This window comes from Oscillospiraceae bacterium (genome assembly GCA_035353335.1).
In the GTDB taxonomy this organism is placed as follows: Bacteria; Bacillota; Clostridia; order Oscillospirales; family JAKOTC01; genus DAOPZJ01.
In genome coordinates, this window is record DAOPZJ010000050.1 from 1 (window position 1) to 20,181 (window position 20,181).

The window sequence follows — 20,181 nt, forward strand, 5'->3', positions numbered from 1 at the left end:
AAATAAAAGGATGTAATTGATTGAACGGCACCGGGAAAAAGCTGACGAATTCGCTTACGATTACCTCACTGTTTGTGATCAATGCGGGCGTCTATACACTCTTCGCATTGTTTTACTGCTTCGTTCAGCTTTTTCTCGGTACCATACATACGCCTGTCGAAGTAGGTGCGCTGCTGTCCTTCGGACAAGCGGCGGCAGTTATTTCACCGCTGTTGTTCGGCATGGCTGCGGATAAGTCAAAGCATAAAAATACGATTCTGTTGATCACCATGGCCGGTTCAGCGGTCTGTTACTTTGCCATGACGTTTTCAAACAGCTTTTTGTGGCATGCGGTTACCATCGCGGCAACTCTTTGTTTTTTGGCTCCCTCAGCCACGTTAAACGATACGATCACGTTGGAATATACCTACCGCAACCAGCTTAAATACGGCACCATACGCGTGATGGGAACAATTGCCTACGGTATAGTCGCCTGTGTGCTGACGTTGTTTATCAAAGACGACTATACGCCGGTATTTTTAATTTTCATCGCGGTGACCGTTATAAATTGTTTCACGATGCTCTTCACGCCGAAAGTCGAAGGGCAAGCGTCGAAAAAGAAACTTTCTCTCAGGCCGCTGTTTAAAGACAAAATTTTGATGTGGATGTTTTTATTCATCGGTATCATCAACTTTTGCTGGAGTTATTATCAAAATTTCTTTCCCTCGTATCTGATCAATGATCTCGGTGCACCGAAATGGGTGTGGGGTTTGAATGTATTACTAACCGTCGTGGGTGAAATTCCGTTCTTTTTGCTGTTTACGGGATTGTTCCGTCGATACGGTTCCAAAAAACTGATGTGGATTTCGCTGGTGCTGACCGCGGGCCGTTATATCATGCTGGGATTTTTTATGTCGCCCTCGCTTCTGCTTTTTGCGGGCGTTATCACCGGTGTCTCGATTTCTTCGTCGCAGTACTGCGCCTCGGTCTACATCACCGAAAATATCCCGGGCGAACTGCAGGCCTCTGCCCAAACGTTGATGTGTGCGCTGCCTGCGGGCGCCCCGAAAATTCTTGCCGGTATTTTGGGCGGCGTGTTGACGCAGACGATCGGCACAAAAACCTCGCTGTTGATTTGCTCGGCGCTCGGATTCATTTCGATGGCTGTGTATTTTATGACCCTCGGCAAAAAGTCAGTGGTTTACAAATCATCTCACGGCGTTAAATTTTAATATTATATATATAAAAAGTAGGGCGGGATGCTCTGAGGAACGCCCTCATGATCCCGCCGTCAATTTCTAATTATAATGGGCTTTTCGTTCGTTCGGTGGGGTGAAACGAACTGCGGTTCGAGGCATCCCACCCTACATATTTATTCTACTATCCTGCTTCCGTCCGCCCGAATCCGCATCGGCTTGCAGCTGCCTTCGCCGAATACCTTTTCAATTTCGTTTTGGTATCCGGCTAACATCTCAGTCGGCAAAAACACTTGAACCGTCCCCCCGAAACCGCCGCCCTGAAGACGGCAAGCGCCGATACCGTTTAAAAATCGTTCGGTTAAAGCAAGCCCGACACTGATGCCCTGAAACGCCGGATCCGAAACCGCATAAGCGTTTTGGTTATACATAAATGAAGAGCGCCCCGACTCGTTGACAAGCCGCAGAAATTCTTCGAATTTGCCCTTTTGCAGCGTGTTTTTTTCCTGTTCGGCGCGTCTGGTATCGGCGAAAAAGTGCAAAGCTCGCAATACGGCTCTGTCGCCGCATTTATTACGAATCGCCGGAATATCGGCGATAAACTTCGCCTCGTCGACTTCGCGCAGGACAGATTTGCCGAAAAACCCGGCGACGGCGCACATCTCATTTTTAATGGCGGCATATTCGCTTGTCAGGTCGGCATGGCTTCCGCCGGTGTCAACGATGCAGAGCGCATATCCGGTTTTTTTGAAATCGAATTCCACCGGCGAAATCACAGGATTCTTCGGGTCTTTGAAATCGATGCCGACAAAACCGCCGGTGGCGCTTGCCATCTGGTCCATCAGGCCGCTCGGTTTTCCGAAATAGACATTCTCTGCATACTGTCCTATTTTCGCCTCATCTGTATGTGATATAATTCCGTCGTTGTACAAGTTGTTGAAAATTGCGGCGACAAGCACCTCAAAAGCTGCCGAAGACGAGATCCCCGACCCTTTGAGCACATCAGAGGTTGTACAGGCATCGAAACCGCCGATTTTCCCTCCCAGATTATTAATTCCTGCGGCAACGCCCCGAATCAATCCCGCCGATGTGCCTTTTTCCCGGTCTTTCGGCGTCAAATCCTCTAAAGTCAAACAGTCTTCGGGAAATCCCTTCGACTTCATATGGACATTCCGATCATCCCTGAGAGAAACCACAGCGATGATATCGAGTTGAATCGCTGCCGCAAGCACACAGCCGTGCTGATGGTCGGTGTGGTTTCCGCCGATCTCAACTCGTCCGGGCGCGCTGATTAAAGTGATTTCCCGGTCACCGTACTGGCGGATAAATTCCTCTAAAAGTTCGCAATAGCGCTCTCTCTGAGCGCTTCCGTATAAAAACACAAGAGAATCATCCAGTCCTCCCGCGTTTATCAATTCAATCATTTTTCGTGCTTTTAACATAAAAAACGTCCTTTCGGGGCAATTACCGAAATCATATCACAATTGACCTTATGTTTCAATTAATTTTTCACTTGTACTCATCATTAAGGTGTGTTATACTGAATGTGGTAAGAAATTGGGAGTTGATTGAGTTGAAATGGATCAAAATGATGACCCGGTCCTTTTGGTTCGGACATTATGACACTGAAACCTTTCAAGAACTTCATAAAGATATTATCGATACTAACCTGTTTCTGATGGAGCGTCTCAGCGCCGCTTTTATTTTTATCACTTCACTGCCGTTTATGGCCGCGCTTTTTGTGAACTCCCTCTCCGATGCCCTATTCGTTTATGCGGCTTTTGTGATTCTCTCGCTTTTAACTCATATTTCATGCCGTCTGTTTTTACCGACGCATCCTCGCTGGATTATGCCGTTTTATATGATTTTTTATTTAGCTTCCTTGGGATTTGCAATTGTACTTGACGTGCTTTCCCGGCTGGGACTTCCTACGGTTGTGGTCTGCGTTTTGCTGGCCGTCATGCCCGTCTTCATTCTTGAAAAGCCCGGTAAAATCGCATTATTCTCTCTGTTGCCGGTAGCGGTTTTCTGCATTGCTTCTTTGTATATCAAAGCGCATTCGATCGCTGTTATTGAGTGCATCAACTGCGTGACTTTTTATGCCGCCGGTTTCTTTGTGGGGCGTCACTACACCAATACGAAAATTGAGGAGATTATAACACGAAATCGGCTTGAGAAGCTCTCCGAGACCGACACGCTGACCAACCTTTACACACGCGGCGCTATCGAAAAAAAGATCTACGATCACCTCAACCAGCGCCATGAACTCTCGGCTATGATGCTGATGGATATTGATAATTTTAAGCAGATCAACGATACGTTCGGCCACCAATATGGGGACAAGCTGTTGACCGACATTGCAAGCTCGTTAAAGGGCGCTTTTCGCAACACCGATTATATCTCCCGGCTCGGCGGAGACGAATTCATTGTGTTTCTGCCCAGTATACCGGGCAAGGAATGGATGGAGTTTAAAGCCAGCCAAACCATAAGTTTGCTCCGCCGTACCTATATTCACGACGGTAAAACCCGCTCAGTTTCGGTCAGTTTGGGGCTTGCCTTTTCGGAAAACGGACAAGGAACTTATGATGAACTTTATAAAAATGCAGATCGCGCAATGTATCAAGCTAAACACGAAGGCAAAGACCGTTATTGTATTTACGACACGGCTTCAGCTTATGAGGGCCTCTTCTAAAATGCCGCGCAGTTTTTCTTTCGCGGCTGCGCCCTCGTGCAGTTTCTGGGTTCCGAGCCAAAAGCAAGGCACATAATAATAATCATACCGGTTGGCTAGTGCGGCATTTTCGCGCTCCTCTATTTTTTTAATCGGGATTTTCGAAAACTCCGGATTTTCGGTTTCAAGTTCCTCGAGCATCTTGTCGGCCGCGCGGCAGAACGGGCAGCCGGCGAGATAGAAATAAGTAAGTTCCTTCATAAATACCTCCTGAAATTTTCTATGATGTGAAACGTCGTCATATTGGCGTTGTGAAAATTATCCGCGCCGTGCAATGCTGTGCGCGAAACCAATAAAAGATCCTCATTATCGATGATAAACGCCGGATATTGGAACCCGACCTGTTTTGGATCGTCTTTGCGGTAGTCAATCAAAACTTTAATCACCCGCCATTGAATCAAGTCGGACGAGGCCTCGATCGCAAGGACGTTTCTCTGCGCGGGTGTTATCGGGTCAACGCAGATATTGCCCGCCGCGATATATTGTCTGCTTTTTTCGTCGAATATGACATGGCTTCGGCTGTTCGAGCCGCTCGGCATCTCGGCAAACCCCTCCAAAGAAAGCGGTTTTTCGGGGTTATCCGGGTCGCCGCGTAAAAGCACCCCGACTCCGAATTCCGGCTCGCAACCGACTAATCCGATTCGGGTCACGCAAATGATTTCGCCATTTAATCCCACCGCCGGACTCGGTTCAAGCATCGCTCCGGGTCGGCTGTTTTTCGGCGCACCTTTTTTGAACCAATCCACATCGAATTGACTTTGAGTCATATCGGTACAAAGCCAGTTTTTCGGGTCGAGCAAGTCACTGTCTTCGGGTGCGCTGATCAGTCCGTTGGTAAAACTGCCGCGCTCTTCCCAGCCGCCGAAATCAGCCGCCATCCAGATGCGGCCCTTATGCACAATCACCGGTGAGGGGCACATTTGCCAGCCGTTGCGGATTGACATACCGGCGCCCCGTAATAAATGCGACGGAGCGCCCCAAGTCTCCCCTTCGTCATCCGAAGCGCCGATGATGATATCACCGTTTTCGGTATTGCAACCCATCAAGTAAAGTTGTCCGCGATGCACAAAGAGTTTGCCCCAAAAGCAGGGGAAGATGTCGGTCATATACCGCCAGGTCTTGCCACAGTCATCCGAACGGAAGATCAATTCGAGATTCTGGCAGCCGTGGTACTCATAAACGTCCATCGATGCGAGCAGTGCGCCCGACGGCAGCTTGACAATCGACGGACTGCATAAAAAGCGCCCCGAAAACGCATACTGCTTGTCCTCCGGATGCAGATAATTTATAACAACGCCGTCGTCAGGTGCGCCGCCGGTCATAAACAGGCGCACATTGCCGCAGGTCCAATCTTTACGCGAAACCGTCACTTCATATTCATGCTCGTATAAAAGCCCCTCAATGCGAAGCACCGAGGTGTTTGCGAGCTGTTCGTTCCAAGTTTCGGTACCGCGCTCCCGCCACTTTAAAATATGGTTACCGCTGTCGTCTCGGTCGAACCATTCCAATACAAGGGCGTCTTTTTCGGGCGCAAGCCGCACGATATAAGGCAGCAGCGCTTTTGCTTTTTCATCCGGTCGCGTATACGGTTTATAACCCCAAAACAAATCCGCTCTCATGTGCATACCCTTTCGCTTCAATATTTGCGAATATGGTACCACATTCGGGCGGACGATTCAAGCACTGTAACATTTTTAAAAAAGTTCGGTAATTCCACTAAAACGGATAAAAATAAATAACGTTTTTGGTAAATATCTCGCATTTTTCTCCCGTTTTGCCCTCAGTATTACAAAATATTATGGGTTTTTGAAATTTAATCGGTAAATTCTACTGCTCTTACCATTATTTTTAAAGCGAATAATTAACAGTTAAAGTAGAAACCAAGTGTTTTACTTTGCAAAATCGGATTAAATTATACTTCAGAGAATATAACCGTATACTTTTAACTGCCAACTGCTAACTAAGTTATTTTGCCTTTGTCTCGCAATAGACGCACCGATAAATGCCGTTTTCACGGTCAGTCAGCTTGAACACATGCGGCAGTTCCTGCTCCGTTGAAGTGATGCAGCGCGGATTTTTGCAATTTATTACACCGCTGACTTTTTCAGGCAATTCCAAATGCACCCGCCGGACTTTTTTGCCGTCGGCGATATAGGTGACTGTAATGCCCGGGTCGAGATAGCCGAGCACGTCGAGGTTGAGGTCGATCGGCTGGCAGATTTTTAAAATATCCTTTTTGCCCATCTTTTGGCTGTCGGCATTCAAAATAATCGCTACGGTGCAGTCGAGCCGCCCGAGATTCAGTACGTTATAAATCTCCATAGCCCGCCCGGCTTTGATATGATCGAGCACGATGCCGTCGGTAATCGGATTGACAATCATAATGATGCTCCTTCTTATAGATGCAGGGGCGCACTGCGTTCGCCCGAGTAATATCATCCCGCCGCTAATGTGTCACTCGAATCCGGCAAACGGTTCGCCTCTGCACTGTTGCGGGTTTGATTTCTTATAACCCCAATAACCTCAGTATCAACGCCATGCGCACATATTTTCCGTTCAACACCTGCTTGAAATAACAGGCGCGCGGGTCGTCGTCGACTTCAACCGAAATTTCGTTGACACGGGGGAGGGGGTGGAGGATAATGAGGTCTTCCCTTGCTCTTTCGAGCTTTTCACAGGTCAGAATATAGCTGTCCTTTAACCGCACATAATCGGCTTCATTGAAAAACCTCTCCCGCTGAACCCGTGTCATATATAGCACATCCAGTGTGCCGATCACGCTTTCCAAGTCGGCGGTCTCGAGATATTCGATGTGATTTTTAAGTACTTCCTGCCGCAGATATTCGGGAATCGTCAGTTCCGGCGGAGAGATCAACACAAATTTCACATTATCATATCGCGACATTGCGCCGATCAGCGAGTGCACCGTGCGCCCGAATTTCAAGTCGCCGCAAAGCCCGACGGTCAGCGTGTCCAGCCGCCCTTTTTCGCGGCGGATGGTCAGCAGGTCGGTCAAGGTCTGCGTCGGGTGGTTATGTCCGCCGTCCCCGGCATTGATTACCGGAACGCCCGCTTTCATCGAAGCCACAAGCGGCGCGCCCTCCTTGGGGTGGCGCATGGCGATGATGTCGGCGTAACAACCAACCGTTCGCACGGTATCCGAGACGCTCTCTCCTTTGGAAGCCGAGGAGCTGTTTGCTTCCGAAAATCCGAGCACATTTCCGCCCAGCTCATACATCGCCGCCTCAAAACTCAGCCTTGTGCGGGTCGACGGCTCGAAAAACAGCGTCGCCAGCTTTTTGCCGCGGCAGCGCTCGGCATAAGCCGCCGGACGCGCGATGATGTCATCAGCGACATTGAGCAAACTCTCGATTTCAGCGGTGGAAAGGTCTAAAATATCAATTAAACTGTTCATGTTTTTATCCTTTCTGATTGAGAGGACTATTTTGTCCGGTTCGAAAACAAAAATTTGTTTTCGAATTTGTGTCATTGACACAAAAGGAGAAAATTCTTTTGAAAGTTTTAATTTTCAAAATTCCCCCTGATCCAACTCTCATCAGAGGGATTATCGCGGAATACTTTTAACCTTTCAACATCTTTAGGCGCGATATATCCGGTCTGTGCGGCAACCTGCGCGACTGTGTCAAAATCGATCAGCGAAACATTTTTCAACCCCGCCGCCGTCAGTTTTTCCAGTCCTTTTTGCATGTTATAGGTGAAGATGCTCGCGATGCCGAGTACTTGCGCGCCCTCGTCCCGAAGCGCCTGTGCGGTTTCAATCGCGCTGCCCGCGGTCGAAATCAAATCCTCAACGACGACCGCTTTTTGTCCCGGTTCAAGCCGGCCTTCGATCTTGTTATTTCTGCCGTGGGTCTTGGCCTCCCCGCGCACATAGCCCATCGGAAGTCCTAAAATGTGTCCCGCGATGGCCGCATGAGCGATTCCGGCGGTGCTGGTTCCGAACAGCGCTTGTGCCTCGGGATAGTTTTCATTGATCATGTCGGCCAATGCCTGCTCGACCTTGACGCGGACTTCGGGCGCAGTTAAAATTAGGCGGTTGTCGCAATAGACCGGGCTTTTGATGCCGCTGGCCCAGACGAACGGCTCGTCGGGCCGGAAAAACACCGCGCCGATCGAAAGCAGTCCGCGCGCAATTTCCTCTTTGTTTATCTTCATATCGTTTTATACCACTTGCTCCAAAAAGTCGCGTTTGCAACGCCGCCACGCCGCAGCGGGATCATCCGCCTGTGTGATCGAGCGCCCGACGACGATAAAGTCCGAACCGGCAACTCTCGCGCCGGCCGGATCCATCACGCGTACCTGATCGCCCGCCGATTCCTCGGCGAAGCGGATACCCGGCGTCACAGTCAAAAAGCTGTTACCGCAAGCCGCATGTACCACGGAGGCCTCGAGCGGAGAACAAACCACGCCGTCGAATCCCGAGTCCTTGCAATTTTTAGCGTAGCCGATGACGACTTCGGGCAAAGTGCGATCAATATAGAGTTCTTCTCGCATGCTCTGTTGGCTGGTCGAGGTCAGCATCGTCACGCCGATTAACAGCGGACGAGGTCCCGAAAAGCCCGCAAGCCCGTCGAGCGCGGCCTCCATCATCGCACGGCCTCCGCCCGCATGTAAATTTATCATATCCGCGCCGAGCTCCGAGAGAACCCGCATGGTCTTTTTGACCGTGGTCGGGATGTCATGAAGCTTCAAATCGAGGAAAATGCGGTGTCCGCGCGCTTTTAAAGCTCGTACGATGGCGGGTCCCTCGGCGTAAAACAATTCCATGCCGATTTTGACATAAGGCCGCTCGTTGCCGAAGCGGTTTAAAAACGAGATGGTCTGCGCCGTGCTGCTGAAGTCGCATGCGATGATGATGTCTCTGTTCATAAATGAGCCCCTCCTGTAAGTTCTGAAAGCCGTTCGATCCGGTATTTCTCCATGACCGACGGCAGGTCTGCGATGATTTTACGGCAGATAAAGGGATCGACCAGATTCGCGGAGCCGATCTGCACCGCGGCCGCCCCCGCGAGCATCATCTCGATCACATCTTCGGCGCTTGCGATACCGCCCATGCCCATAATCGGAATTTTTACAGCCTTGTAAACCTGATACACCATTTGAACCGCCACCGGGAACACACCCGGCCCCGAGTAGCCGCCGGTGACATTGGCGAGAATCGGTTTTCTGCGGTTCAGGTCAATCCGCATTCCGAGCAGGGTGTTGATTAACGATACGCCGTCCGCCCCCTCGGCTTCGACCGCTTTTGCGATTTCGGTGATGTCTGTCACGTTCGGCGAGAGTTTGATAAACACCGGCTTTTTCGCCACGGCTTTGACGGCCTTAGTAACGGCTGCCGCAGATTTCGGGTCGGTGCCGAACGCAATTCCGCCGCCGTGGACGTTGGGGCAGCTGATGTTGACCTCCAATATCTCCACCTGTTCCACTGCGTCCAGCGCCTTGCAGCAGTACACATATTCGTCGATTGAAAACCCGCTGACATTGGCGATTACAGGCTTTTTATATACGCTAAAAAGTTTCGGCAGTTCTTCGGTGATCACTTTTTCGATGCCCGGATTTTGCAGTCCGACCGCGTTCAGCATGCCTGCCGGGCATTCGGCGATGCGCGGCTCGGGATTGCCGAAGCGCGGCTCTTTGGTCGTGCCCTTAAAGGCGATCGACCCGAGAATGTTCAAATCGTATAGCTGAGCGAAATCTGCGCCGAATCCGAACACCCCGCTGGCCGGGATAATCGGATTATCGAGCCGAAGCCCCGCCACGTTTACGCGCATATCTACCATATTAAGTCCTCTTTCAACAGCACCGGCCCATCCTTGCAGATGCGTTTTGAGCCGCTCCTGGTCTGACAGCTGCACCCCATGCACGCGCCGAACCCGCAGGCCATGCGCGCTTCAAAACTCAGCTGCCCGTCGGTCGGGCAGACGGCGAAAACCGCTTTCAACATCAGCTCGGGTCCGCATGCGCAGTAATCGGTGTAACCCGAAAGTTCACGGATCGCATCGGTGACAAAGCCCTTCATCCCAAGTGTGCCGTCAACCGTGGTGATATGCACCGACACGCCCAGCGCCTCGAACTCTTGGATTAACATCGCATCTACGGCGCTGTTAAATCCCAACACCGCTGTCGGTTTTTTACCCTGCGCAATCAACGCTTTTACTAATCCGTAGAGAGGAGGAGTTCCGACGCCCCCACCGATGAGCAGCGGTTTTTGCCCGCAGCGGTTCGTGTCGAACCCGTTTCCGAGCGGCATTAACGCCGAAATTTCGTCTCCCGACGCCATCTTACTCAGCGTTTCGGTGCCTTTTCCGATCACTTTATAAATGATGTCGACGCTCTCGCTGTCCCAATCGCAGATCGAGATCGGCCTGCGTAAGTATAACCCGTTTATTTTAAGGTTCAAAAACTGCCCCGGCGCGGTAAAGCTGTGTTCGGGACAAATCAACTTCATCCGGAAGACGTCACGCGCGATCGGGAAATTCCCCGCGACCACACAGATCCGGTCTTTCATCCGAAATCACGCTCCTTCCAGACGATCTCACCGCCGACTGCTGTCATGCGGATTTTTCCGTATACATCGCGGCCTTCAAACGGCGTGCTCTTGCCCATGCTTGCAAAATCGGCAGGGTTGATGGTGTATCTGCATTCCGGGTCGAACACGGTCAAATCCGCCGGCGCACCAATTTCTAAATTCGACCCAAGCCCGAATAGTTTCAAAGCGTTGTCGTGCAGAATCTCCATTAGTTTTTCGAAGGTCAGTATTTTTGTCTTGACGAATTCGGTGTAGAGCAACGGCAGCGCAGTCTCGAGCCCGACGATACCCATCAAGCTGCCCCGCAGGCCCTGCGCTTTTTCGTGCGCAGCATGAGGTGCATGGTCGGTGGCGATCACATCGATCGTACCGTCCAAAATTCCTTCGACAAGCGCTTCGCGGTCAGCTTTATCCCGAAGCGGCGGATTCATTTTAAATCTGCCGTCGTCTTTCAAATCATCCTGACATAGCAGCAGATAGTGCGGCGCGGTCTCACAGGTAACCGAAAGTCCCTCTCTTTTGGCCTTGCGGATTAATGCGACACTTTCTTTGCACGAGACATGACAGACATGATAACGCGCGCCGATTTCGCGCACCAGCGCCAGATCGCGCTCAATCGGCCTCCACTCGCTCTCGGAGCTGATGCCCGCAATCCCGTGCTTTTTGGCAAAAGCGCCGTCGTGGATGACGCCGTTTTTCACAAGAGCGTTGTCCTCACAGTGGGCGCAGACCAATGCGTCGATGCGCCTTGCCTCACATAAAACCTGCCGCATCATCTCTTCGCTCTGCACGCCCTTTCCGTCATCGGAGAAAGCGAACACCCACGGCTGCATCCCCTTCATCTGCGACATCACCCGCCCTGCCTCTCCGAGTGTAAGCGTGCCGTAGGGCAGAACGTGGATTTTGGCGTCGCGTCGAATCGGTGCGAGCACCTCGGCTAAGTGCGAGACGGTGTCGGGGCACGGCGAGAGGTTCGGCATCGCACAGACGGTCGTATAACCGCCCCTTGCGGCTGCAGCCGTACCGGTCTTCATGGTCTCTTTATACAAAAATCCCGGCTCTCTCAGATGCACATGCACATCTGTGAGACCGGGCAATATAAACGCTGATGCGATAGTCGCCGAGGCGAAAGTCGCTGACGCGACCGAAAAAACGGTTTTCCCATCGGTCGAAAGAGGCTGCGGGGAAAGGGCGGAAATGCAGCTTTCGGAAACTGCAAGATTCATTGGTTTCAACGAACCGCCGGAGTAAATTCTGCCGCCGGTAAGGATAAACTCCATCTTTACCCGTCCTTTCACATCAAAGTTAACATGAATTTTAACTTTTACTTATGAAAATATCATAACATGTAAAAAATCTCGCCCGTGCGGACAAGATTCTGTGTGAAGACACCGCGCGCAAGTTCGCACGCAGAGGTCGGCAGTATGACATCTTGTCGGCATCTCTGTACCGCACTTAAAGATTTTACGGATTTGATTCTACCATATGATTCACCTACCTGTCAAGCAGTCCTAAAATAAATTTTTTGGGTTAAAATGTCCTATTTAAGAAAGCACGCCGATTTTCGGATGCACATATACTGATTGCGAGAGGAGGTGTTATTATATCAAACTCAAATTATTATTTCGACCTTGATTGCCGATTAATCGATTCCCAATGCGGAATGAAAATATTGCAATGTTATTCTTGCGAAGAAAATCATAGTCCTTGTATATGCCCTCCGGGGCCACCGGGGCCTCCCGGATGTCCGGGACGTCCGGGACCTCCGGGGCCACCGGGACTTAGGGGACCTGCAGGAGAAACCGGACCAAGCGGAGCTGCCGGAGCAGTAGGCGCAACGGGAGCGACCGGAGCGACAGGACCGAGCGGAGCTGCCGGAGCTGTAGGCGCAACGGGAGCGACCGGAGCGACAGGACCGAGCGGAGCTTCCGGAGCGACTGGTGCTACAGGGCCCAGCGGAGCTTCCGGAGCGACTGGTGTTACAGGGCCCAGCGGAGCTTCCGGAGCAACCGGTGCTACAGGTGCTACAGGGCCTACCGGACCTCAAGGTGAACCCGGCGGAGTGGGCTGTTCTTGTATCGCTCAAATGAATAACATCATCGAGCAAATTATTACGAATTTCTCCGGTTCGAATATTACCGTAAACCTGGACAGCGGCGGTTCTGTCAGCGGTAGACCGTTCAGCATCACCAACAATACAATTTTTAATTTGATAAATCCATCGGATGCGATATCAGACCGAATCAGCATTTGCAGAATCGCTTTTATCACACTGCCCGCAGGCAATACGTTCACCGGATTTACCTTCCTGGATCCGCCGGATCCATTGCCGGAGGGTTGTGAAGCCCAGTGTGAAGCCGGGGTCAGAGCCACGCTGCAGGCTTTCGTCGGAACCACAACCAAAGTGACCGTTCGCGCGGGCGGCGGCTCAACCGGAAACAACAATGTCACAACAACGGCGTTCGGTATTGCCATCATCGGCAACAACACAGCTGTATCGACTTGCAGTGTTGAAGATATCACCTAAAAACCGGATTGGCGGGAACTATTCCGAAACGTCCCGCCAATTCTACATAACATATCAGTGAGGGTCATTATGCCGAATATGAGATTTCATTTATTGGGGCTTGCCCATCTGGAGACGAACAGGAAAAATTCAACCTGCGCCTACACACAAAAAATCATCAAGTTAGCCCGGATGATAAAGGCCTTCGGCCATACGGTATTTTTTTACGGTGTGGAAGGTTCCGAAGTGACCTGTGACGAGTTTATACAAGTATCAACGCAGGAGGATCTCCGCAATACTTATGGTGATTATGACAGGACAACAATTTTATATAAACAGGACCCGAACGACGCCGCCCACACTGTTTTTAATCGGAATGCCGCAGAAGCGATCACTGCACGAAAAAAAGAACGGGATATCTTGTTGTGTCCGATGGGCATTTATCAAAAACCGATTGCAGACGCCGTTAAGTTGCCCACAGTCGAACCCGGGATCGGTTACACAGGCGTGTTTTCGTCACTGCGCGTGTTTGAATCTTATGCTTGGATGCATTATATCTACGGATTGCAAAAGACAGAGGACGGCAAATGGTATGATGCGGTCATCCCGAATTATTTCGACCCGAAAGACTTTCCTTTTCAGCCGAAAAAACAGGATTACCTGCTTTATTTCGGAAGAATCATCAACCGAAAAGGCGTTCAGGCGGTCTCGGATATTGCAAAGGCCACCGGAAACCGGTTATATATTGTCGGTCAGGGCTCGCTCGAGAATCCCGCCGAGGGGATTCATTTATCCGACGAGAAGCACATCGTCTACCATCCGGCTGTCGGCCCGGAGCAAAGAACCGAATTACTTGGAAACGCCAAGGCGGTTTTAATGCCGACCTATTACCTCGAGCCGTTCGGGGGAGTCAACGTCGAAGCCCAGCTTTGCGGGACTCCTGTGATCACCAGCGATTGGGGGGCCTTCCCCGAGACCGTTCTGCACGGTGTAACGGGATATCGCTGCCGGACTTTTGAGGAGTTTTGTTGGGCTGTGAATAACATCTGGCACATCAAGCCAAAGGACTGCCATGAATGGGCAGTCAAAAACTACTCGATGGAGCGCGTCGGAAAAATGTATGAGGAATATTTTCAAAGGGTTTACCGCCTGTTTGAAAAAGGATGGTACCAACCCAATGGGCAGCGAACCGAATTAAGCTGGCTGGAGCGTTACTACCCCTAAAAAATTGAGATTACCGTTTTTCAAAAAGCACGTCAATCGAATCAACCGGCATTCTTTTGTCTATCCGCTCCACAATTAAATTGTGAAATCCGTCATTCAGGCCCCGTATCTCGGACACCACACGAGACTTCTCTTTCGTTTGCGCCGATAAATCGATCTGTCCAAGCGGTTTACCGTCTAAGATCAACCGTACCTGACCGAACTCGGGACTTTTTGGACTCCAGAGTTTATAGCCGGTGCCGATAAAATTCCATTTCACCCGCACCTCTTCGGTCAGGCTGATTTTGCCGTGCTCAAATCGGAACAGATCATCTTCGACTTTTTGAAAATGTTCAATATGCTGCGCCGCGCCTAACAAGCCCTCGTCGTAAAGATAAGTCAGGGACGCAGGCAGACATTCACCCTCCACTTCAAACTCGCTTACGCGAAGATGCGAATGAGGTTCAGTGTAAAGACCTATTGGGCCTTCACCGAAACGGAAATCGCTCTTGTAATTCTCCCGTCCGTCGATTCGTATCGTTAATTTACCGCTTTCGCAGAAAACCTCCGCTTCCGACGGTGATTGTGATAACCCTTCTTCTGCAATGATAATTCGGGCCCCCGACTTGTCAAAGTGAATCAACCGCCAGATGTCCGCGCTGAGTTCAAGCCCATCGCAGAATGAAAGCGCTGCGGTTTCTTCCAATACCGAATTGCTTGTGGGTTTTTCCGGGTATAATGCACCGCGGTAATTCCAAAGCAATATCGCTTTTCCGACAAGTTTAAACGAAGTTTTAAGTTTAAAATCTCTGTATGCATGCCGCAAAAGAGTGATTGACGGACCTAAATGCCCGCTTAATACGAATCCGTCGCGATATGGTTGATCCCAGCGTCGGCGGGCAATGTTAATGGTTCCGCAGTCCTTGTCGTTTTTAGAGGGAAACATGACCCGAAGCACGCCGTCTTCGCCGACAAAACCGGTAATTGTCTGTCCGAAAATGCCGCTGTATTCATTGATGATAGGTTCCGAATGCCAGATGCTGCCGTGCATGTAGATTTCCCAGCTCTCCGGTTTTTCGGCTTTTTCAATGGGCGCCCGCCATATCACTTGAAAATTGCGGTTGCCGGCAACCGAAGTGGCCGGAGCGTAAACATACCCTTCATATGTAAAAGTCGGAAAAAACTCCATCAGCGGCGGATGAAAATCATCGCCGTCTGGGCTCAGCAGACGAACGGGTTCCGAAAACGGACCCTGTGCCGTCGGAGCGGTAATCGCATACAAAGCCCAGCCGAAGTGTTTGGTCGAATCGGCAAGGATAAAAAAGATATAATCCTCTTTTCGTTTTTGCAGCGAAGTGGCGTAAAACCGATTATACTTACGCTCTTTGTTGCCGCTGTTTTTATAAATAGGATTTATATCCCGAATAAACGGCCCTTGAGGGGAATCGGCGACCGCATAACCGCAGCCGCTGTCACATTTATCGGCGATCGGACTGCGCATCGTCGCCCAGGTGTTATTGTCAGAGCCCCAGTCATAGGTCATATGGCAGCGCCCGTCGTGATAAATGACCGAGACATCGGGAGATTCGCCCACATGATATTCGCATCCCGTAAATTGCGTCTTTTCTTTCGGGAATGCCGAACCTAACTCCTCCCATGTCTTCCCGTCGTCTTTCGAATGGAAAACGGTGCAGCAAGCGGGGTATTCGCTGTCGATTCTATATCCTTGAAGATAATTTCCGACATAACAATAAAGCCCCGTACCCTTGGGGTCATTAAATAAAAATCCGTTGACCGGCCATTCATACGGCGGTTTTCCGATCAAAACTGGGTTTTCGCGGTCATGCTCAAAAGAATCAAAAGAAGGATCTCCGTAAATCGGGTGCCGAAGCCATTCGTCTTTTTTTTCTTTTTTTGCGAAATCGATTTTCATCGCCGTCACCTTTTTCCGCAAGTTATGTTTATTATACTCTAAACACGAAATAGTTCAACAAAGATTCCGCGCTTTGAAGCGCGGAATCTTCATCATTAATAACTATCTTGCAGGGAATGGTATCGACCGCATTCAATGACCGCTACGTCTTATTCAATCATTACCAGTGATTCGATTTTTACCTTGTTCAACGTCTTCTCATATACTTCGCCCGATCGCTCGAAGTACCAGTACCAATCGCCGTAATAACCGCTTTTATAGGTATTAAAAGATTTTAATTGTTCTATCTTTCCTGTTTTCAATTCCATTCGATAATCTTGTTCGATACGATCATCGGAATAATATAAATATCCTTGATGATAACGGATACCGGATGTAACCGTCTCAACAATCGGAATCGGTTCGCCGCCGTTAATACTCAATTTGTAGATATATCGTTTATCAGTTGGTACCGCTCCGATGGGATTACTATCCTCAAAATAAATCCAGTCATCCACAATGAACATGGAATAAGGGAAATTATCGTATTTGCTCTCATATTCATGAATACATAAAGTTACCGGGTTGGAACCGTCAAGATTCATTTTGCAAATAATCGTTTCTTCCTGCTCATTGGTGCTTGTATAAAAAATCATGTCTTTATAAATCATAAAAATGCCCGATTCACCGATTTTTTGCACATCGCCCCCATCAACTCTTACTCTGCTGAGTCCTCCTTCGTAGCCGGAAATATAATATTCTTGTTGATAATAAAGCCACCCGTTATGAACATAAAAATCTTCACGAAAAATAGCGTTATCAACGATCTTTTCGCGTCCGGTTCCATCCGGTTTTATTCTGTAAATATCAAGTGAATCCTCGCTATCCGGCATTGTGGAATAATAGATATAATTTTTATCCAAAACAATTGTAGCGGCGTTATCGTCATGGATTTTTACAACTTCTCCGTCAAGGTTGAATCTGCATAAACCATAACTGCCGTCGAAACAATCGTTATCATAAATCCAGCCTTCCAAGACATTCGGCGCTTCTTCCGATGCAACACTTTGCGATGCCGAACTCTGCTGTGGCAAAGATGAACAACCCGACAACATGCTGAAAACCATAATGAATAAAATTAAAGTAGTTTCATTATTCTTTGACATTATATAGAATCGCCCCCTCATAAACAAAAATCCCCGCTTTTCAGCGGGGATTTCGAATCTCCGCTCACAGCGGAGATTTTAGTCGCTCATGTAGGGCAGCAGCGCCAGATGGCGTGCACGCTTTACGGCTTGGGTCAGGGCGCGCTGGTGAACGGCGCAGGTGCCGGTCACGCGGCGGGGCAATATCTTGGAGCGCTCGGAAGTAAATCTCCGAAGCTTCGCGATGTCTTTATAGTCGATGAAATCCGTTCTGTCCACACAGAACTGGCAGACCTTTTTATGCTGCTTTCGGTTCTTATAGGGTGCAGAGGACTTTTCCGACCTCTCTGATCTTTCCATACAGATCCTCCTTTTTAATGTTCTTTCAGAACGGGAGATCGTCGTCGGTGCCGACTTCCTCGAAATCGCTGTCTGCGCCGTTCGAGAAGGTCTGGGGCGCCCCGAAATTGCCGGCCGCCTCAGGGGCGTTTCCGGGTGCGGCGCCGGCCTCGCGCTTGCTTCCGCAGAACGAGGCAGTGTCCACGACGACCTCAACCGCTTTTCGGTTGCTGCCGTTTTTATCGGTATAGGTGCGGGTCTGCAGTGAGCCGGTGACGGCGATCATGCTGCCCTTGTCAAAATAGTTCGTAATAAAATCGGCGGTCTGACGCCAGGCTACGCAGTCGATCCAGTTGGTCTGGCGCTCCTGGCCCGGTTTGGCATAACCCTTGTCAATCGCGATTGTAAAACTGGTAACCGAGACGTCGCCCGGGGTCTTGCGCAGTTCGGGTTTATCACTGAGCCGCCCCATTAAAACAACGGTATTCAACATGATTTGTCAATCCTTTCTCACTGATTCCGGAGCCGATATGGCTTCGGTTAAAATTCTTTCGTTTCAGACGTCCCTTCTGACAACCAGCCAACGCAGGACGTTTTCTGTGATCTTGCTGATACGCTCAAGCTCGGCCGGAAAATCGGATTTTTCGGTCGTGAATGTGTACAGCGCATAATACCCTTCGGATTTATAGTTGATCTTGTAAGCAAGACGACGCTTGCCCCATTCGTCAACTGCGGTCAGTTCGCCGTTTTCGGTGATCAAGTTCTTAAACTTTTCCACCATCGCCGCGACCGCTTCATCGCCGATCTCGGGATCGATCACGAGCACATACTCATAATTAGCCATAATCTTTGCACCTCCTTATGGTCTCTTGGCCCCAGAGAACTGAAGATGTTCTCCCCGAAATTCCCTTTGGGATTTTCCAAATCGAAATTTCATTTTTTACAGGGGCAAGGAATGCACGGGCTTTTTTACCCATAGCCCATGTATTATAGCAAAGTTTCCTTTCCCTGTCAAGGCTTTTATTCGATCGTTGTTGTCAATATGAGTTACATGTGGTATGATCGATTATCATTGCGAAGCGCGAAAGGAATCTACTATATGCCAAACGAGCACCGTATCACACCGTTAGCCGACGAATACACCGTCGTCTGGCGCTCGCCGTCGCCCAAAGACGTCTATCTATACAGCCCCGGCATCTGCATTTCAAAAGGCGGCCGCATCGTTGTCACCATGGACATCTCAGGCAAGGGGATGGCAAAAATCCCGGGCGAAAAGCTTTGTTTGCCCGAGAGCGTGTGGCAAGGCCGCGTATATATTTCCGATGACGGCGGAAAGATCTTCACACACACCGCCGATTATTCGCTGCTGCACGCCCGCCCGTTTTCAGACGGCGACACCATCTATATCATCGGCCACGCCGGGGACCTGTGCATCATCCGCTCCGACGACGGCGGACTGACCTGGACAGAGCCCGCATTTTTCACCAAAGGCGAATATTGGCATCAAGCCCCCTGCAATGTGCTGTATAAAGACGATTTTGTCTATCTCGTGATGGAGCGACACAAACAAAACGTCAAACGATCATGGGTCTCTACGCTTTCCCCGTTTTTAATGCGCGGAAAACTCGGCACCGACCTGACCAAAAAGGAAAATTGGACGTTTGCATCTGAAATCGTTTTTAAGGACTTCGTTGATTCCGACAAGATCGAATATTTCGGTATTCCGTTCTTACTGACCGAAAAAGAAGAGAGCACCGAACTCACCCCAAAGCGATACACCGCGCCGCTCGGATGGCTCGAATCCAACGTCGTACAGTTTACCGATCCCCGCCATTTTTTGTATGACCCGAGCGGACACACTTTTCACATTTGGGCGCGCGCCAACACCGAGCGCACCAATATCGCGGCAATTTTAAAAGTCGTCGAAAATTCCGACGGCAGCATGACTTCGATGCTCGAAACAGCTCCCTCGGGCAAAACGATGGTGTTCGTACCCTGCCCCGGCGGTCAGATGAAATTTCATATCATTTACGACGATGTCTCGAACCTCTATTGGCTGCTGAGTACGCAGTCGACCGACAGTATGGTCAAACTCGAAGACATGGAAAACGACCGCTACGGTCTGCCCGACAACGAGCGCCAGCGTCTCGTTTTGCACTTTTCAAAAAACTGTGTCGATTGGTGCTTTGCTGGTCTGGTCGCAGTCGGAAAGACCCAGCGGCAGGCTCGCCATTACGCCTCAATGACGATTGACGGCGAGGATTTGTGCATCCTGAGCCGCTCGGGCGACGAGGAGGCCGCCACCGCCCACAACGGAAACCTCATCACCTTTCACCGAGTCAAAAACTTCCGCGGCCTCGTCTATTAAAGGATTGGCCTGCGTTTTATCCTCCCGCCGTCACATCTAAGTCACGGGTTCAATTGATATGGAAAGAATAGGAACACTGTTTTTTATAACCACTAAACGCCTAAGGCGCTGCAATGGCTGAAAGATTCAAACGCAAGCATAAAAATCATGAAATTTATCAGATAATTTTTAAATTCGCCCTTTTTGTTTCTATTCTTTTTGGGTCTTGACTAGAACAGCGAGGAGTAGTAAGCTGTAAACGAGGTCAAGATC

At 49.9% G+C, this 20,181-nt stretch carries 20 protein-coding genes; 5 read left to right on the forward strand and 15 right to left on the reverse strand.

Features of this window, described 5'->3' with window-relative positions:
* Positions 1 to 20: 20 nt before the first annotated feature.
* Positions 21 to 1,211, forward strand: coding sequence for an MFS transporter (locus PKH29_09950; GenBank protein ID HNX15155.1), 1,191 nt, complete (start codon positions 21 to 23; stop codon positions 1,209 to 1,211).
* A 140-nt stretch (positions 1,212 to 1,351) separates the two neighbouring features.
* Here the strand turns inward: PKH29_09950 and PKH29_09955 are convergent, their stop codons facing one another.
* On the reverse strand, positions 1,352 to 2,617 hold the full coding sequence (locus tag PKH29_09955; GenBank protein HNX15156.1) for a galactokinase family protein: 1,266 nt from the start codon (positions 2,615 to 2,617) through the stop codon (positions 1,352 to 1,354).
* Positions 2,618 to 2,748: 131 nt separating this feature from the next.
* On the opposite strand from PKH29_09955, the gene PKH29_09960 reads away from it, so the two are divergent.
* Positions 2,749 to 3,867 carry a GGDEF domain-containing protein gene (locus tag PKH29_09960; GenBank protein HNX15157.1) on the forward strand — a complete coding sequence of 373 codons (1,119 nt, stop codon included), beginning with the start codon at positions 2,749 to 2,751 and terminating at the stop codon, positions 3,865 to 3,867.
* Here PKH29_09960 and PKH29_09965 read toward each other — a convergent pair.
* The 9 genes from PKH29_09965 to PKH29_10005 form a co-directional block, all read right to left on the reverse strand.
* Positions 3,844 to 4,107 carry a thioredoxin family protein gene (locus PKH29_09965; protein HNX15158.1) on the reverse strand — a complete coding sequence of 88 codons (264 nt, stop codon included), beginning with the start codon at positions 4,105 to 4,107 and terminating at the stop codon, positions 3,844 to 3,846. The two genes, PKH29_09960 and PKH29_09965, sit on opposite strands and share 24 nt — an antisense overlap.
* Entirely contained in the window at positions 4,104 to 5,525 is a 1,422-nt protein-coding gene (locus tag PKH29_09970) for a sialidase family protein (GenBank protein ID HNX15159.1), read from the reverse strand. Before PKH29_09970 ends, PKH29_09965 begins: the two co-directional genes overlap by 4 nt.
* Before the next feature lie 346 nt (positions 5,526 to 5,871).
* On the reverse strand, positions 5,872 to 6,288 hold the full coding sequence (locus PKH29_09975; protein ID HNX15160.1) for an aspartate carbamoyltransferase regulatory subunit: 417 nt from the start codon (positions 6,286 to 6,288) through the stop codon (positions 5,872 to 5,874).
* A 124-nt stretch (positions 6,289 to 6,412) separates the two neighbouring features.
* Positions 6,413 to 7,321, reverse strand: coding sequence for an aspartate carbamoyltransferase (gene pyrB / locus PKH29_09980; protein HNX15161.1), 909 nt, complete (start codon positions 7,319 to 7,321; stop codon positions 6,413 to 6,415).
* A gap of 107 nt (positions 7,322 to 7,428) precedes the next feature.
* A complete protein-coding gene (gene pyrE, locus PKH29_09985) occupies positions 7,429 to 8,082 on the reverse strand; it encodes an orotate phosphoribosyltransferase (protein HNX15162.1) in 654 nt (217 codons plus the stop codon).
* Between the two features lie 6 nt (positions 8,083 to 8,088).
* Positions 8,089 to 8,796 carry an orotidine-5'-phosphate decarboxylase gene (gene pyrF, locus PKH29_09990; GenBank protein HNX15163.1) on the reverse strand — a complete coding sequence of 236 codons (708 nt, stop codon included), beginning with the start codon at positions 8,794 to 8,796 and terminating at the stop codon, positions 8,089 to 8,091.
* The gene (locus tag PKH29_09995) at positions 8,793 to 9,707 is read right to left on the reverse strand and encodes a dihydroorotate dehydrogenase (GenBank protein ID HNX15164.1); all 915 of its coding nucleotides are present in this window, start codon (positions 9,705 to 9,707) and stop codon (positions 8,793 to 8,795) included. Before PKH29_09995 ends, pyrF begins: the two co-directional genes overlap by 4 nt.
* Positions 9,701 to 10,435 (reverse strand): dihydroorotate dehydrogenase electron transfer subunit, encoded by a 735-nt coding sequence (locus PKH29_10000; protein HNX15165.1) that lies wholly within the window; start codon positions 10,433 to 10,435, stop codon positions 9,701 to 9,703. The genes PKH29_09995 and PKH29_10000 overlap by 7 nt, the downstream gene beginning before the upstream one ends.
* Positions 10,432 to 11,736, reverse strand: a complete 1,305-nt coding sequence (locus PKH29_10005; protein HNX15166.1) for a dihydroorotase — start codon at positions 11,734 to 11,736, stop codon at positions 10,432 to 10,434. The genes PKH29_10000 and PKH29_10005 overlap by 4 nt, the downstream gene beginning before the upstream one ends.
* An 806-nt stretch (positions 11,737 to 12,542) precedes the next feature.
* Here PKH29_10005 and PKH29_10010 point away from each other — a divergent pair.
* Entirely contained in the window at positions 12,543 to 12,983 is a 441-nt protein-coding gene (locus PKH29_10010; protein ID HNX15167.1) for a hypothetical protein, read from the forward strand.
* A gap of 69 nt (positions 12,984 to 13,052) precedes the next feature.
* Positions 13,053 to 14,186: a glycosyltransferase gene (locus PKH29_10015; GenBank protein ID HNX15168.1), complete on the forward strand. Its 1,134-nt coding sequence runs from the start codon at positions 13,053 to 13,055 to the stop codon at positions 14,184 to 14,186.
* Between the two features lie 10 nt (positions 14,187 to 14,196).
* Here PKH29_10015 and PKH29_10020 read toward each other — a convergent pair whose 3' ends face one another.
* The 5 genes from PKH29_10020 to rpsF all read right to left on the reverse strand — a co-directional run bounded on the left by PKH29_10020 (position 14,197) and on the right by rpsF (position 18,405).
* Entirely contained in the window at positions 14,197 to 16,098 is a 1,902-nt protein-coding gene (locus PKH29_10020) for a hypothetical protein (GenBank protein ID HNX15169.1), read from the reverse strand.
* Between the two features lie 149 nt (positions 16,099 to 16,247).
* Positions 16,248 to 17,243, reverse strand: coding sequence for a DUF5050 domain-containing protein (locus PKH29_10025; protein ID HNX15170.1), 996 nt, complete (start codon positions 17,241 to 17,243; stop codon positions 16,248 to 16,250).
* A gap of 78 nt (positions 17,244 to 17,321) precedes the next feature.
* Positions 17,322 to 17,582 carry a 30S ribosomal protein S18 gene (gene rpsR / locus PKH29_10030; protein HNX15171.1) on the reverse strand — a complete coding sequence of 87 codons (261 nt, stop codon included), beginning with the start codon at positions 17,580 to 17,582 and terminating at the stop codon, positions 17,322 to 17,324.
* A gap of 25 nt (positions 17,583 to 17,607) precedes the next feature.
* Positions 17,608 to 18,054 carry a single-stranded DNA-binding protein gene (ssb, locus tag PKH29_10035; protein ID HNX15172.1) on the reverse strand — a complete coding sequence of 149 codons (447 nt, stop codon included), beginning with the start codon at positions 18,052 to 18,054 and terminating at the stop codon, positions 17,608 to 17,610.
* Between the two features lie 63 nt (positions 18,055 to 18,117).
* Positions 18,118 to 18,405, reverse strand: coding sequence for a 30S ribosomal protein S6 (rpsF, locus tag PKH29_10040; GenBank protein ID HNX15173.1), 288 nt, complete (start codon positions 18,403 to 18,405; stop codon positions 18,118 to 18,120).
* 255 nt (positions 18,406 to 18,660) lie between these two features.
* Here rpsF and PKH29_10045 point away from each other — a divergent pair, with 255 nt between their 5' ends.
* Positions 18,661 to 19,929: a sialidase family protein gene (locus PKH29_10045; protein HNX15174.1), complete on the forward strand. Its 1,269-nt coding sequence runs from the start codon at positions 18,661 to 18,663 to the stop codon at positions 19,927 to 19,929.
* Positions 19,930 to 20,181 lie beyond the last annotated feature (252 nt).

What these genes read in the sequence shown, in the direction of transcription:
- PKH29_09995 (HNX15164.1), bottom strand. Translation starts at nt 9,707, where the DNA reads ATGGTAGATATGCGCGTAAACGTGGCGGGGCTTCGGCTCGATAATCCG.
- pyrB (HNX15161.1), bottom strand. Translation starts at nt 7,321, where the DNA reads ATGAACAGTTTAATTGATATTTTAGACCTTTCCACCGCTGAAATCGAG.
- ssb (HNX15172.1), bottom strand. Translation starts at nt 18,054, where the DNA reads ATGTTGAATACCGTTGTTTTAATGGGGCGGCTCAGTGATAAACCCGAA.
- PKH29_09975 (HNX15160.1), bottom strand. Translation starts at nt 6,288, where the DNA reads ATGATTGTCAATCCGATTACCGACGGCATCGTGCTCGATCATATCAAA.
- PKH29_09965 (HNX15158.1), bottom strand. Translation starts at nt 4,107, where the DNA reads ATGAAGGAACTTACTTATTTCTATCTCGCCGGCTGCCCGTTCTGCCGC.
- pyrF (HNX15163.1), bottom strand. Translation starts at nt 8,796, where the DNA reads ATGAACAGAGACATCATCATCGCATGCGACTTCAGCAGCACGGCGCAG.
- PKH29_10020 (HNX15169.1), bottom strand. Translation starts at nt 16,098, where the DNA reads ATGAAAATCGATTTCGCAAAAAAAGAAAAAAAAGACGAATGGCTTCGG.
- PKH29_10025 (HNX15170.1), bottom strand. Translation starts at nt 17,243, where the DNA reads ATGTCAAAGAATAATGAAACTACTTTAATTTTATTCATTATGGTTTTC.
- PKH29_10015 (HNX15168.1), top strand. Translation starts at nt 13,053, where the DNA reads ATGCCGAATATGAGATTTCATTTATTGGGGCTTGCCCATCTGGAGACG.
- rpsF (HNX15173.1), bottom strand. Translation starts at nt 18,405, where the DNA reads ATGGCTAATTATGAGTATGTGCTCGTGATCGATCCCGAGATCGGCGAT.
- PKH29_10010 (HNX15167.1), top strand. Translation starts at nt 12,543, where the DNA reads ATGAATAACATCATCGAGCAAATTATTACGAATTTCTCCGGTTCGAAT.
- pyrE (HNX15162.1), bottom strand. Translation starts at nt 8,082, where the DNA reads ATGAAGATAAACAAAGAGGAAATTGCGCGCGGACTGCTTTCGATCGGC.
- PKH29_10005 (HNX15166.1), bottom strand. Translation starts at nt 11,736, where the DNA reads ATGGAGTTTATCCTTACCGGCGGCAGAATTTACTCCGGCGGTTCGTTG.
- PKH29_10000 (HNX15165.1), bottom strand. Translation starts at nt 10,435, where the DNA reads ATGAAAGACCGGATCTGTGTGGTCGCGGGGAATTTCCCGATCGCGCGT.
- PKH29_10045 (HNX15174.1), top strand. Translation starts at nt 18,661, where the DNA reads ATGCCAAACGAGCACCGTATCACACCGTTAGCCGACGAATACACCGTC.
- PKH29_09970 (HNX15159.1), bottom strand. Translation starts at nt 5,525, where the DNA reads ATGAGAGCGGATTTGTTTTGGGGTTATAAACCGTATACGCGACCGGAT.
- rpsR (HNX15171.1), bottom strand. Translation starts at nt 17,582, where the DNA reads ATGGAAAGATCAGAGAGGTCGGAAAAGTCCTCTGCACCCTATAAGAAC.
- PKH29_09955 (HNX15156.1), bottom strand. Translation starts at nt 2,617, where the DNA reads ATGTTAAAAGCACGAAAAATGATTGAATTGATAAACGCGGGAGGACTG.